Origin of the sequence: Solidesulfovibrio aerotolerans, assembly GCF_009856865.1 — a bacterium.
Taxonomy (GTDB): Bacteria; Desulfobacterota; Desulfovibrionia; order Desulfovibrionales; family Desulfovibrionaceae; genus Solidesulfovibrio; species Solidesulfovibrio aerotolerans.
The window spans coordinates 1-13,383 of sequence record NZ_WVUD01000066.1; the positions used below are offsets into that span (position 1 = coordinate 1).

16 protein-coding genes are annotated in these 13,383 nt (G+C 52.7%); 9 read left to right on the plus strand and 7 right to left on the minus strand.

Annotation, left to right across the window (positions count from 1 at the left end; translation table 11 throughout):
• Together GTA51_RS19090 and GTA51_RS19095 are read right to left on the minus strand one after the other, a co-directional pair.
• Positions 1 to 478, minus strand: a 478-nt coding sequence (locus tag GTA51_RS19090) for a hypothetical protein (protein WP_160963965.1), incomplete at its 3' end; no start/stop codon positions are given.
• Between the two features lie 26 nt (positions 479 to 504).
• On the minus strand, positions 505 to 795 hold the full coding sequence (locus GTA51_RS19095; protein WP_160963967.1) for a hypothetical protein: 291 nt from the start codon (positions 793 to 795) through the stop codon (positions 505 to 507).
• 387 nt (positions 796 to 1,182) lie between these two features.
• On the opposite strand from GTA51_RS19095, the gene mobQ reads away from it, so the two are divergent.
• The 3 genes from mobQ (at position 1,183) to GTA51_RS19110 (ending at position 3,083) form a co-directional block, all read left to right on the plus strand.
• Entirely contained in the window at positions 1,183 to 2,340 is a 1,158-nt protein-coding gene (mobQ, locus tag GTA51_RS19100) for a MobQ family relaxase (RefSeq protein ID WP_160963969.1), read from the plus strand.
• Positions 2,341 to 2,599: 259 nt separating this feature from the next.
• The gene (locus GTA51_RS19105; protein WP_160963971.1) at positions 2,600 to 2,815 is read left to right on the plus strand and encodes a hypothetical protein; all 216 of its coding nucleotides are present in this window, start codon (positions 2,600 to 2,602) and stop codon (positions 2,813 to 2,815) included.
• A 55-nt stretch (positions 2,816 to 2,870) separates the two neighbouring features.
• The gene (locus GTA51_RS19110) at positions 2,871 to 3,083 is read left to right on the plus strand and encodes a hypothetical protein (protein WP_160963973.1); all 213 of its coding nucleotides are present in this window, start codon (positions 2,871 to 2,873) and stop codon (positions 3,081 to 3,083) included.
• Positions 3,084 to 3,090: 7 nt separating this feature from the next.
• Here GTA51_RS19110 and GTA51_RS19115 read toward each other — a convergent pair whose 3' ends face one another.
• On the minus strand, positions 3,091 to 5,259 hold the full coding sequence (locus GTA51_RS19115) for a tail fiber domain-containing protein (RefSeq protein WP_160963975.1): 2,169 nt from the start codon (positions 5,257 to 5,259) through the stop codon (positions 3,091 to 3,093).
• Between the two features lie 530 nt (positions 5,260 to 5,789).
• Here GTA51_RS19115 and GTA51_RS19120 point away from each other — a divergent pair.
• Positions 5,790 to 6,338 (plus strand): tyrosine-type recombinase/integrase, encoded by a 549-nt coding sequence (locus GTA51_RS19120; RefSeq protein ID WP_160963977.1) that lies wholly within the window; start codon positions 5,790 to 5,792, stop codon positions 6,336 to 6,338.
• Positions 6,339 to 6,415: 77 nt separating this feature from the next.
• Positions 6,416 to 7,354 carry an MFS transporter gene (locus GTA51_RS19125; protein WP_160963979.1) on the plus strand — a complete coding sequence of 313 codons (939 nt, stop codon included), beginning with the start codon at positions 6,416 to 6,418 and terminating at the stop codon, positions 7,352 to 7,354.
• A gap of 379 nt (positions 7,355 to 7,733) precedes the next feature.
• On the opposite strand, the gene GTA51_RS19130 is transcribed toward GTA51_RS19125, so the two are convergent.
• Positions 7,734 to 8,258 carry a hypothetical protein gene (locus GTA51_RS19130; RefSeq protein ID WP_160963981.1) on the minus strand — a complete coding sequence of 175 codons (525 nt, stop codon included), beginning with the start codon at positions 8,256 to 8,258 and terminating at the stop codon, positions 7,734 to 7,736.
• A gap of 421 nt (positions 8,259 to 8,679) precedes the next feature.
• On the opposite strand from GTA51_RS19130, the gene GTA51_RS19135 reads away from it, so the two are divergent.
• From GTA51_RS19135 to GTA51_RS19150, 4 genes are all read left to right on the plus strand, one after another.
• Positions 8,680 to 8,955 (plus strand): type II toxin-antitoxin system ParD family antitoxin, encoded by a 276-nt coding sequence (locus GTA51_RS19135; RefSeq protein WP_160963983.1) that lies wholly within the window; start codon positions 8,680 to 8,682, stop codon positions 8,953 to 8,955.
• Positions 8,956 to 9,255 (plus strand): type II toxin-antitoxin system RelE/ParE family toxin, encoded by a 300-nt coding sequence (locus GTA51_RS19140; RefSeq protein WP_160963985.1) that lies wholly within the window; start codon positions 8,956 to 8,958, stop codon positions 9,253 to 9,255.
• 91 nt (positions 9,256 to 9,346) lie between these two features.
• A complete protein-coding gene (gene parA, locus GTA51_RS19145) occupies positions 9,347 to 9,970 on the plus strand; it encodes a ParA family partition ATPase (protein ID WP_160963987.1) in 624 nt (207 codons plus the stop codon).
• A gap of 2 nt (positions 9,971 to 9,972) precedes the next feature.
• Positions 9,973 to 10,209: a plasmid partition protein ParG gene (locus tag GTA51_RS19150; protein ID WP_160963989.1), complete on the plus strand. Its 237-nt coding sequence runs from the start codon at positions 9,973 to 9,975 to the stop codon at positions 10,207 to 10,209.
• A 53-nt stretch (positions 10,210 to 10,262) separates the two neighbouring features.
• Here the strand turns inward: GTA51_RS19150 and GTA51_RS19155 are convergent, their stop codons facing one another.
• The 3 genes from GTA51_RS19155 to GTA51_RS19165 all read right to left on the minus strand — a co-directional run.
• Entirely contained in the window at positions 10,263 to 11,387 is a 1,125-nt protein-coding gene (locus GTA51_RS19155; protein ID WP_160963991.1) for a replication protein RepA, read from the minus strand.
• Between the two features lie 539 nt (positions 11,388 to 11,926).
• On the minus strand, positions 11,927 to 12,616 hold the full coding sequence (locus GTA51_RS19160; RefSeq protein ID WP_160963993.1) for a hypothetical protein: 690 nt from the start codon (positions 12,614 to 12,616) through the stop codon (positions 11,927 to 11,929).
• Positions 12,617 to 13,003: 387 nt separating this feature from the next.
• Positions 13,004 to 13,383 (minus strand): toprim domain-containing protein (locus GTA51_RS19165; RefSeq protein WP_160963995.1); only part of this gene is annotated, 380 nt, incomplete at its 5' end.

Genomic DNA, 13,383 nt, shown 5'->3' on the forward strand with positions numbered 1-13,383 from the left:
GCCACCAACTGTTCGGGATAAAAGAAAACAGGAACATCACCAAAAAAGTGGAGGGGCGGCCAAGGATAATCGCGACAGCGGCCACCACGCGCCAAATCTTCGCCTTTTCGTGTCCGCCTTGGGTGCGTTGCTGCCAGACCCGGGCAAGGTGGTAAAGAGCGCCAGCCACCCACAGATCAAAAATCAGGCTTGTAATGCCGAGGCTTCCGGCAAAGCTTTGGATTATGAGAAGCGTAAGACCCGCTTCGGGGCTGTTCCTAAAATTAATGTTGCCAGCTACGGAAAAAACCAGATCGACGCACAGCGCCAGCCCCGTGAGGAAGGCCGCAATCCACCAGAGCATGAGCAAACCGCGCCGAAGCCATTTGACGCGAAACTGACCGGCGGCCCGTTGGCCTGTGCCCGCCATGCTCAGATAAGGTTTTAAGGTTGAGACCGTCTCCCGTTTCACCCATGCAAAAAGCAAATCATAGCTCACAAGCCCCCCACCTGATCGGCGTAGCCCTATTTTTCTTCCCTATTGCCCGTCTCCGGCTGCCCCGGCAACCATCCCTTTTCTTGTAAAAAAAGCCGGTCCCGCTTTGCGGTAATGGCCCGATCAAGTATTTTTTGAATCGCAGTGGCAAGCTCCGGCTTAGTTTTCGTATCCGCAAGGATGGCCGCGCCGATCAAGATTTTTAGGCGGCTGTCTTCTTTTCTGGTTTTGTTTTTTTCTCGTGCTTCCAGTTCCGCAAGCTGCTTTTCGATTTCCTCTTTTTTTTGCTTGAGGCGGTCGATTTTGGCGGGAGTGGTCATAGCTATTCCCCTTTTTGGGGTTCGTATCATGCAAGAGATCAAGGCTCAATTCGGGGGCGTTCATTGGATTATATTTCATGAGGTTTTAAAAAATCCCTGCTTTTGTTGAGTTTTTTGTTTCGCCTGCCGTTAAGGCCTCATTAAGAGAACAGGAGTTTTCGCTAAATTGCCTTGGGTTTTCGTCTTTTCTTCGTCTTTGGCTGGTAGCCTGTGGACATGGTTTTGTGAAAACGGTAGCCGAAGGTTAGCGGAGCAATAATCCCAAAGGGCGCACTTATACATTGCTTCGCAATGTGTGCGCCCTGCCATCCGGCAGGGGAGAAGAGCGAATGGCGCTTGCCATCCGGCAAACTGAAGATATTTTAAGATTACGCAAGGTTGCAGTTTATGGCTATTTTTCACTTTTCCGCAAAAGTGGTTAGCCGTGGCAAGGGACAAAGTTCCGTTGCCAAAGCGGCTTACAATGCCAGAGCGCAGCTAACCAACGAACGCACCGGCGAAGCCCACGATTACGGGCGGGCCGAGGGCTTGGTTTTCTCCGGTATCTTCACCCCGAAGAACGCGCCGGAATGGGCGCAGGATCGGGAAAGGCTGTGGTCGGAGGTGGAGAAGGCGGAAAAGCGGAAAGACGCCCAGCTTGCCCGCGAGGTTGAAATTGCCCTACCTCATGAACTGACCGACGAGCAGCGCCGCCAGTTAATTACGGACTTCACGCGGGAAAACTTTGTTCGTAAGGGCATGATTGCGGACGTGGCCATTCATGCGCCCGACCGGGAAGGCGACAACCGGAACCACCACGCGCACATTCTCTTAACCATGCGCGAGATCGGGCCGGATGGGTTCGGCCAGAAAAAGCGAGAATGGAACAGCAAGGCCCAGCTTCAAGAGTGGCGGGAAAAATGGGAAAAGACGGCCAACCGTTACCTTGAGCGCCACGGCCACGAAGCCCGTATCGATCACCGGAGTCTTGAGGCCCAAGGGGTCGAGCGGGAACCGACCGAGCATTTAGGCCCCACGGCTTCGCAGTTGGAGCGCGAGGGAGAGCAGACCGAGCGCGGCGACTTGAACCGCGAGATTGAGGCCCGGAACAAAGAGCGGGAGCGCCTGAAAATTGCCCTTCGGACCACGGCGCTTGAACTGGCAGGCGCTGAACGGGCAAAGGCCGAGGAATGGGAATGGGCCAAGATCAAGCCGAAGACGCGCGCGCCTTACAGCAGGGCGGGGATGGTGGCGCAGCAGCAGGACGCGCAGCGTGACTTTGAAAAGCGCTCAAAGAAACTTCAAGAGCGTCAGGCCGAGCAGTGGGAAAGCGAACGGCAGGCCCAGCAGCGCGAGAAAAACTCCTTCGCGGGTCGGAAGGGCGAGGCCGAGCAGAAGCGGGAAGACCTTGCTGCCAGAACGGAACGGAAGGACGCCAAGGCCGAGATCACCGAAGCGCAGCGGGCGCGGATGGAACGTGACGCCTTGCGGGAAAAGGCGGGGCTTCGTGTCAGTTCAGGCCGCGACAGGGACGAAGGGCGCGAGAGGGAGCGGGAACGAGACTAGGCCCCCGCCAAGCCCAGGGCGGAGGCCGAACCGGAGGGGCAAAGAAATTGAAACGCGGCCCATGGGCTTCGGACCATGAGGAAACCGCAAAACCTGCCTTTCGGGAAAAACCGCGCCGCCCGCGTTTCGGCCTTGATGCCGCACTTGAAGAATGGGGCGTGTTCAAGGCGGCGGGGATGCTGGCTCAATGGCGCGAGAGGTGGCGGCATATCCTTAAGCGGTGAAGGCTGGGGCAATAGGGAAAAGAAGGGGGTGGCAGGTGAAGGCATATCTTCCGTTTCAGGACGTTCTTTTGACCATGCCGAGGGTTGAACTTGCTGCCTTGGTCAATAACTGGCTTTGGGAAATCCCCCTTGAACAGACACCGACAGATGAACAGGCCTTGAAGATGATCGAGCTTATTAAGGCGCGGCCCGACGCGGCAGAGTGCGGGGCAATCATCGACAGTTGCGATGAATATCTTAATGGTAAGTAGATTTTAAAGAATTGATGGCAGCGTGAGTCCGCAAACCTACAAAGGAGGGCGGATCATGGCTAATCTTGCATTTTATGCTTATACAGTTGTGGACTTTGAACAGGATGGCAAGCGCCGGTCGAACTGGCTAAGAGTCGGGGCCGCCTTTGAGCACAAGGACGGCGAAGGCCTCGATATTGTATTGGACGCCCTTCCGGTCAATGGACGTGTGTCGCTGCGAAAGCCGAAGTCAAAAGAAGCTTTGGAGGCCGCGAAGGCCGAGGGATAGGGGAAAGTTACCTTCCCCGCGCTTCGAGTGCGTCGAGGCGTGCGGCAAAGGAAGTGTTTTGGACCTTGAGCTTTTCGTTTTCGGTCTTGAGGTCTTTGACGGCTTCGATCAGCGGCGCGACAAAGCCGGAATAGTTGACCGAAAGCATGCCTTTTTCGTCGGCTTTGACCAATTGCGGAAAGACCTTTTGAACTTCCTGCGCGATCACCCCTATTTGTTCTAACTGATCTTTATCTGTTTCTTTCCAGTGAAAGGTTACGCCATGTATTTGTATAAGTTTGTTGAGGGAAAATTTGATGGGGTTAATATCTCTTTTCAAGCGCATATCGGAGTTTTGTGTTAGCGCTCCATAGAATAAGGCATTGCCTGTTGGATAAAAAAGAAAACGTTGTGCTCCTCCCTGATAGAATTCAATATTTTGACTTTGTGCAGACCCTCGAAGAACAATGTGCGACCCTGTTCCTGTTACCCCTCCATTACTCCCTGCGTCACTCCCGATCACAAGCCAAGCGCTTGCGTTATCGCCTTGAATGGCATTTGTGTCCCTGCTTGGAAGTGTAATGGTTCCATTAACTTGCAATTTAGACCCCGGACTCGTCGTCCCGATGCCGACGTTGCCAGCACCATTGATCGCTAAAGCGCTTGAGGTAACACTACCACCTGCTGGAGTATATACCTGCAATGCGAGATTATCAGACGTGTTTGTCGTGCTTAGCGAATGAGCCCATTGATAGGCGTGTCCATTAGAATTATAGATTACACCATCGGAAACGCGGCGATTAATCCCCATATGATCCCCATATATGGATATCCGTTGCCCTGAATTTGCGCCAAACACGGCTTGGCCGTTGACATCAAGCAAAGCACTCGGACTCGCCGTCCCGATCCCGACGTTGCCGCCAGACACAACGAAGTTTGAGCTGTTCTCAAGCGCGAGCGCAACATTTGCACTATCCCAGCCCATGAAACCGCGTCTTGCCCCCGACGATCCCTCCGCAGCCGGATTGCGCCATTCGATGTAGCCGGGCAATACGGTGCTACCGGTCTGCAGGCTAATCGAACCATAACTTCCGACCGCTTTTGCCATTATGGCGTTGGCGGCTCGAACAGCTCCATTGACATCCAATGCAACGGTAGGGGTTGTCGTCCCGATCCCGATGTTGCCTGCATTGCTTATATACATTTTCGTTGTGAACGCCGGAGTCGCGCCAGCTGTTCCGGTTGGCGCTGTTGCAAAGGAAAAAGTCCCGCCTGATATGCTGATGTATGTGGCTGCGCTTGATGAGTTGTAATACCAACCCCCATTCCAAAAAGCGTTGCTGCTAATAAGGGAAGAATTGTCGGTAAGAAAAAGATCATCAGTTCCGCCATTTCCCAAATGGAAGCCCGTTCTTAAGTTTCCTGCCGGATTGTTGATGTCCAATTTATAAGCTGGCCCCGTCGTCCCGATGCCGACGTTGCCTGTGGAGGTAATACGCATGGCTTCTGTACCAGAGGTTAGGAAACGCCATGTTGCCGCTCCATATGTGGCCGCAGTTTCATTCGCGGTCGCCGTCGGTCCATAAATATAAAAAACAGCCTTATCCCAAGTCGGCTGGCCAATCCAACTCGTTGGATAATCGGTTCCATTCTTCTGTCTGAATAGAATCCTGCTATCAGATGTGCCGTCGTCATTGTTGACAGAAATGATGCCGTTTAGCGTCTCAAGTTTCCACTTGGGATTCGTCGTCCCAATCCCCACGCTGCCCGTCGCGGTCACGATCAGCCGCTGGGCCCCTGCGGTCGCGATGCTGACGGTGCTGGCCGTATCGCTGAAAAGGCCCGTCGTCACATCGCCTGTTCGGAAGGGGCTGTTGCTTGTGGCGGTGGTTCCTAGGGTGAGGAGGGTTGGCAGCCCGCCCCAGCTGGAGCCGTTGCAGCCCTGAAAGGTGCCGCCGGTGTATTGGATCATGCCAGCCTTGGCCGCGTCGCATGCGGTTGTGGCGTAGGGCGGGCTGGCGACCGCGCCGAGCATCAGGGGGGCTTTGATGATGGTGGAGCCGTTGCATTGGGCGAGGGTGTCGAAATCGACGGCGCTGTTGTCGCTGTTGCAGGGCTGGCCGATGCCTTTCTGTCCCGCATGAGCGGGGGAAAGGACAAGGAGGCAAAAAAGAATGGCGGCGAGGATCGTTTTCATTTTTCCACCTTGCAGCAGCGGCAAGTGACGAAGCCAGAGGGGCTTTCGCAGGTTTTGGGCGGGGACATGGGGCTGGTGACGCCAGAGCAAGCCGCGCCCTGTTGGGCGCAAAGCTTGGCGCAAGGCTCGGGTTCTTTCTCGCGCGAGAGTTCCGGTGCAATCGTGAAGCACGTCAAGCCGCCAATCGTCTCTTGCTCTGAAATCTTCGCCTCTTTTGCCAACACAAAGGCAGGCGCTGCGACAGTCAGGAGCAACACAAGGCAGAATACAATATTTTGTCTAGTCATGAGAGCGGCTATAGTGCAGGGGAGTTAAGGGAATCCGGCTGGATTCTGCATTCAAATAATGCCATACGAATTTGCCGAAGCAAAGAGCCATGTTTATTTTGTGGAAGTTTTCCGATCCGTTCCATGGGCGGCAGCGGGAAGGCGACTAGACAAAATATTGTATTTTGTCTAATGTCTGCCCCGATGAAGGCCGGAAAGCCGCGATTTTTCTAGGTTCCCCAAACGCCAACATTAGACAAAATGATGAACGAACGAAAACATCTGGTTTCCGCCGAGGTCGATAAGCTCATAGCCGCCACCAAGGGGACACGGAACGAGGCCCGCGACCGGTGCTTTTTGCTCCTCATGTTCCGGCATGGGCTGCGGGTGTCGGAGGCTTGCGGCCTGGTTCTCTCCCAGGTGGACACCGAAAGCCGCGTCCTGCATGTCGCCCGGCTCAAAAAGGGCCTCTCCACCACCCACCCATTGCGGGCCGATGAACTGCGGGCTATCAAGGCTTGGCTCACGGATCGGGCGAAGATGAAGCCGGACACGGATTCATTTTTTGTGAGTGAGCGGCGGACAGCCTGGAGCCGCAAGACGGCATGGCTTGCGATCCGGCACTATGGCGAGGTGGCAGGCCTCCCCCTCCCCGCCCACCCTCACATGCTCCGCCACGCCTGCGGCTTCGCCCTGGCCGACCAAGGCGCAGATACGCGCCTAATTCAGGACTACCTTGGGCACAGGAATATTCAGCACACCGTCAGGTATACGGCGGCCAACCCGGCAAGGTTTGAAAAACTTTGGCGGTAACACCGTCGGCAGTTTGTCCTAGGCAATCATTTGTGTAATTATGTAAAAAAATAATTGAATTCGGACTGGAGCTCAAAATGAAAGATGAGTCTGATAAAAACATAGCCGGTATGAATATGGGACTGATTGCGGGAGGGTTCATGATCGGCCCCGCTATTAAAGGCGCGGCGGAATCACTTTTCATCGTCGGCGCGTTCACCGGAAAAGTTGTTGTATTATCCTACAAAGGCTTGCGCCGGATAAATAGAGCTGGTTGGAAATATATTTTTTTGGGGGGCTTTGCTGCCTGTGTCTGTTACAGCGGTTATCAAGCTTTTATTTCTCAAGATTTAGGCCCCGAAAGAAACAAAAGTATTTTTGAGGCTTTTGAACAGGCCAAAGAAGCAGCTGGCACCCCTTCGATCACTTTCCAAACGAAGTATGCTAAAACGACTCATGATATCATTGGTTGGACTGAAAACACAAAAAGCGAACGCACGCCAAAAAAGATTCTGGCCGGAACAGAAATTAGTATCATGTCATCAAATAAAAACTACACTATACCTTGGTCTAAGGCTTTTGGAGCCTTTTGGGGGCCAGATACTTTTTGGGTAGGACATAGTTCCGTTAAGGTTCAAGTGGTTTCAAATGATAAGTCGGCGTCTGTTGTAATGGCCGAGATGCCGATCAGCTATTTAACCCCAAGCCGTAAAGATGCTCCGGAGGTGACGAAGAACGACAAGTCCGCCGTCACGGACTGGGATGTCAAAAATGCGTTCATGGTTCTTGAGGACGTTCCTAGCGATGTCCGCAAAATTACTATAGATATTCCAAAAGAAACAAAAGTAAAAATTAGAGAAATTAAAGATGATAGTCAAGTCCTTGTAAATATACCAGACGAACTGGGCGCTCCGAACCATGCAAGAGTTATTTTGCATAAATTTGATCTTCGTCCCATCACCGCTACTGACGATGATAAGAGCGAAAGACCTGAGGTTACCCCCACAACTTCGGGCCAAACGCCATCACCATCCTAATGGCGAGGTGGCAGGCCTACCCCTACCCGCGCACCCGCCCTGCTCCGCCACACACACCAATACGGCGCGGTTTGAAAAGCTTTGGCGGTAAGGGGGTGCGGAGAGGCCATGGACAACGGCTTCAGAGAACGGTTAAGGGTTGAGCACGGGGGGCGCCGTTTTTTCGGGTGAACCCTGTTAGCGGATTGGTTTTGGGAGGGGGCGTTGCCGCGCCCCCTTTTCTTATGCTACGGCTTTAATCAACTCAAGCAGTGCAGCAAGGAACTTAATGGCAATAAGCAGAGTAGATAAGCTCATTTTTGTTCCTCCTGTTTTAGTACGTCCCCCGTGCTGTTCATCTAACCCCGAAAAATTTAGTCCTTAATCGCTATTTGCGATTTTATTCTTGTTTGTCCATAAAATCCTTGCATCCTATCTCTATCGAACGGGCAATAAGGAAATTGTAAAACTCCTTGTCTGGTATTTTTTTCTCCGAAAAAAGATACTTTAGGACGAGGTGCGGGTTCCAAATCAGAACGTAGTGGAATTCGTGTTTCCCTTCTTTGGTGTCAATAAATTTCAAGTCCTTTAGAAGACGCATCCTTGTCGTCCATGTCGTTGTTGATCGACTTCCCGAAAAACCTGCTTCAAGAGAAAGCTCTTTTGGATCGTCAATTATAACCATAGAGTCGTCGTCTTTTGTTCTTGACCATAACGTAAAGTATGTGGAGGAAGCAGGCTTCCCGTTTGTGAGTGTGTCGATTATTTGAAGAACTAAAGGCATCGTCCGAGGCGTGGTCACATACCCATCGTGCGTTTTTCGGTGCCAAAAGTGTCCCGGGTCTAAGTCCCCCCATAATTGTTTCCGCAAGGCCGCGCGTTTTTCCCTAATCCGTGCCAATTGTGCCGAGCGTCCAGCTGCCATCACAGCCTCCTTGATCAACTGTTAGAGCCATTGTGACATATTTCTTTTAAAAATCAATGACTTGTTGATATTAGTTTCAAAACATTCCAAGGACCAATATGGCAAGCCATTGATTTTCAGGCAATGAAAAGCGCAGCTAATTTTTCCATCTGCAACAGATGTTACACGCACCCTGAAGAATAGCCTTTCCTGGCTTCGTGTTGGCCGGGTTAACGCTGTACTCCCTTGTTCTCCATGTTCTCCCTTGTGCTCCTTGTGCTCGTAGTGCTCCCGGGGTGAGTGCAGAGAGGGGACAGAGGGCTTTTCGCTTCCTGCGGCCCGGGTCTGGGCCGGGCAACCAGAAGGAGGCAGAGACGGATTGCCAAGGATTGACAATCTTTGACAATAGGATTATATTTATCTTAAATGAAAGGGGGTTACTATGCCGATGAATGTCAACCTTACTCCCCAGCTCGAATCCTTGGTGAAGCAAAAGGTCGCGTCGGGGCTTTATAATTCAGCAAGCGAGGTCGTGCGTGAGGCGCTCCGGCTGATGGAAGCGCAAGACCGTTTGCGGGCGGTGAAGCTTGAACAGCTTCGCCAAGATATCCGCGAGGGGCTTTCTAGTGGTTCGCCCAGCCCGTGGGACCCCGAGGAAATTAAGAGAGAGGGGCGCTTGCGCCGCGCTGCCCGTTTAGCCGCTGACCCAGAGGCATAAATGGTCCAGATAATCAGAAGCCCGCGTGCTAAATCAGACCTGATCGATATTTGGGACTATATCGCCGAGGACAGCGAGGAGCGGGCGGATTCTTTCGTTGCAAAGATCCATGAAAAGTTTCTGCTTCTGGCGGGGCGGCCTGTCATTGGTCGGGTTCGCGATGAGCTTGAAAAAAACATCCGAAGCTTTCCAATTGGAAAATATATCATTTTCTACAGGCCCATTGCAGATGGGATTGAGGTCGTTCGCGTCCTTCACGGCTCCCGTGATTTGGATGCCCTTTTTGACGAAGGCGATTGAGTCCCTTTCGATAACTCGTTGACATTTTTTGTTTCCGCTTTTAAGGAGAATCATATTTACGGCGAATCGTAAATCCTGAAAGGCGGAAATAATGATCATCGCGCTCCTGAACCAAAAGGGCGGAGTCGGCAAGACGACCCTTGCCGTTCACCTTGCCGAGGTGCTTTCCCGTCTCGACAAGAGCGTTTTGCTTGTGGATGCCGACCCCCAAGGCAGCGCCTTGGACTGGGCCGCCAACCGGCCAGACAATCCGCCCTTTCCAGTGATCGGACTTCCTAAGCCGACCTTGCACCGGGAACTTCCCGCTATCGCCAAGAACCACGACTTCGTTTTGATCGACGGCCCCCCTCGGGTCAACGAGCTTGCCCGCGCCGCCATCATGGCAAGCGACGTGGTTCTGATCCCCGTGCAGCCCTCCCCTTTCGACGTGTGGGCGGCGAAAGAAATTGTGGACCTTCTGCGGGAGGCCAGCACATTTAAGGAAAATCTCAAAAGCGCTTTTGTGATTAACCGTAAAATCGTAAACACGGCGATTGGCCGCGACGTGGTGGAAGCTCTTTCCTCCTACCCCGTGCCTGTCCTGAAAACTTCCATAGGGCAGCGCGTGGCTTTTGCCGAAAGCGCCGCCCAAGGGCTGACCGTCCTTCATACAGACCCGAGCGGCCCGGCCAGTCAGGAAATCGTTTCCCTCGCAAAAGAACTTTTGGAGCTATGAGCATGAGCAAGAAGGTCACTTTCGGAGGCAAGCCCGCGACGAAACCCATTAGCCCGGATGATTGGGTTGAAAGCCGCAAGATCGAGGCCCCGGCCAAAGCCGAGGAAATGAAGCGGCTGACGTTCGATATTTCGGAAGCCCTGCACCGGCGCATCAAAAGCCAATGTGCGGTTAAGGGGGTCAAGATGACGGACGAGCTGCGGGCGCTTTTGGAAAAGCATTTTCCGGCAGAGGCTTAGCCGTTCCGCAATTACGGATCGCCGTAAAAACTTAAAACAGTATTTGCGGAAAACTAATTGCCGCCGTGCTGTTTTGCCTTCCGTTTGCAGAAGCCAATAAACGCCGCGTCCGGGTTATCCGGACGCTTTCCCGTTTTGGCGATCCACTCCCGCCAATCCTGTTCAAGGGCATAGACATCAAGGCCCGGTGCGGCTCTCTTGGCCTTCATGAAAGTTTCCGTCTGAAGGAAGATTTCCGCCCTCGCTAGCATGTGGATAGGGTCTTCCACGATGCTAGGCGCGTCGATGGCCCGCCGGACCCCCGCAAGTATAGGCACGGATCGTTTCGCCACATGGGGGGCGCTTGGCTTCAGGAGAAGCCCCTTATCCATCGGCGCAACCTTGGCTTGCTCGTAGATGCCCTTCACGGCAGCAAGGCGCTTGATAAAGAACTTCTTGAAGTCTCTTTGGCCCTGCGGGTCTTGGGCGTAGTCGGCCCCAAACTGCCCTTGCAGAAGGGGCCAAGGAATGACCGTATCCTTACCGAGGTAGGACATGCGGTAGGTTAGCCAAAAGTAGATATCAAGGGCCATGGGCGACCGCTTCAGGGCCTTGAGGGCTTCCATATCAACAGGCACGGGGCGTTCGATGATTTCCTTGAAAAACTTTTCCGTGAGCGTGACCGTCGATTTCCAAAGCGGCAATTGATCCGGCGATTTTGGATTCCACCAAAGGCGGGCCTCATCGGCGATCATGAGATTTTTTAAATCTGTCCGGTCATCGTTGGCATAATGGCAATGGATCGTTGAACAGAAGAGGCTTTCCGCCTGCTTTTTGAAGCGCGTAATATCGCCGCGCTTCCCGCCTTGCCGTGATAGACCTAGTTCCGCCATGAAGGCCGAGAGGGTGGGGCCAAGTTCAAGGACGGGGCAGCGCGTATAGACGGCCTCGGTGGTCATCCATGAGAGCAGCAGGCGCGGAATTGAGCCATAGGGCAAGCCGACCTTGCTTGGCGCAATGATTGTTAGCGAAAAGAGTCCGTTGTCCCGGACAAACTCATTTGAAGGGGCGGCTTTGTGGGGAAGGGTGGCTTGAATAAGCGCCCGTGCCATATAGCCGAGCTTTCCGGCCTTCTTCGCCTCTTCGGCTTCGATGGCGAGGGTTTCGGCTATAATTGTGGTCAGGTCTTTCCGGTCCATGCGGATTCCTTGCCGGGCTGTGGATAACTCGATTCGCGTGGAAGGAATCTGCGCTGAAACGCTCCCGCGTGCAAGCCGATTCCGCGCTGAAACGCTCCCGCGACTGCGCTGAAATGCTCCCGCATTTGCGCTGAAACGCTCCCGCGACTTACCCGCAAAGCCACGGCCAGCCTAGCTTACAGAGCCGCCCCCTGTATTACCCTATAAACTCCCTGTAAATTTAAAACACCTGTATAGAAACCGACCCGCCGTTGCCCTCACAAAAAATCGGCGTTCGCTTCGCTCACACGTTTTTCAGATGCGCCTTTGGCGCAGGGTGCCAGAACCGAAACCGGGCAATAGGAAAAAGAAAGGGGCTGGATGCGCCCAGAGATGAGACGGGAGGGGCTTTAAAAAGGTTTTGGCTACAGACCTAGCCGCCGGGGAAAAGACGCGCTAGGGAGGCGAAAAACGGCCCTAGCGTCGATTTTGGCTTAGCGCTTGTTTTTGGGTCTCGGCAACCGGGCTTTGTGGAGCGACCCCTTTTTGTTTGAAAAGCATTATTTTGACATGATCGTTTGAATTGCAGATCTAATATGAGAGATAAATTCAGAATTAATTTTCGCCTGTTTTGCTGTTGTTCGTGTGTCAACCTTAAGATTCCTAATGAAGGCAACGAGAATGCTTAAACCGATAGTGACCCAAAAAACATGTGAAACGTAATCAACGTTAAACCATGAACGAAGTAATCCGCCTATGACAATAGCGGAGATACCGGCTATGAAAACACCGACTATCCCGCAAAGAAAAAGTGATCCAAATAAACTCTCGTGTGGCAGTTTGAGATCAAAAAAAGCTGTTAACTCGTCAATGGATGTGACATTCTCAATCTTTTCTGTAGTGATATTTACAAACGAATATGACATGATCTCGTTTGTATCAGGGCAATCAATGCCAACTAGGGCTACTTTATGTCCAACTCGGGCAGGCATTTCAATAGGAAGCTTAATTTCGATTTCCCTGCCCTCTTCTGTTTTAATCCAAGCTGTCGTTTTTATTGTGGTGAACGAACCGATTGAAACGCGAGATGAGTAGCCATAAATATTACCATTATGATCTGTGCTGATAGTTCCGCCTCCACCGCTCCCGTGGACGTGCGTTTCTGAAATAGTTTTTATATCTAATACGGTGCCTGTCGCAGCAACCGCGCAAAAAGTTTTTTCGCCAATTTGAAAATTTTCGAATTTCATATGACTCAATTTAACCTTCAATCGTTTATTTTTTTACCTTGCTCTGTAGTCATCCGTTCTCGTATGGCCCCCTCGCGAGGGATCGAGAAAATGCGGTGACCCCCATACGTCCTACGGGAGACTTCGCCCCGTAGGGGCGGGAGTGCATACAAGCTTATTAGCCGAGGGCAGCTAAACCTTTTCCATCCAATAAATCAAGAAGCCGACTAGCGGGAACACTAGATTGCTGAACCGTCGTTTTTCCGATGCCAAGGATTGTCACGAAAACGGCTTGGCCTACATGATTTTTCGTTCGAATGCGTTTTATGTCTTCCGGTAAAATAATCCGTTTGGTGATGTGACCCCATTTACCGCTGGGTACCGACCTCGACGAACGCTTAGCGTGCTTTATTTTCCGTTTTCTGAGACGAACCCTTTGTGTGGCCGCCTCGCCGTTGCAACGGGCGGGGTTTTGCTAAAATCCGGGCTGACCGTGGCGGGGCAAGCCAGGTCTACAATACCCTTTTGCAGCTTTAAAACTTCGTTCCAATCCTTCCCCATCCCGACAGGCGGCAAAACGCGCCGGACCTCGACCGAAGAAGGGGCAAGGGCCGTGACCTCTTCCGCCAGCGCGTCCCCGCCCTCGTCATAATCAAAGGCCAAGATCACTTCCGAGCCGGGCGGCATTTTTTCCATAGCGCTCCGGATCAATTCCGGCTGGCCGTGGTTCATCGTGCCGCCTATGGACAGATACCGCGCTTCCGCGTCCGGGTTCACGACATGGTAAG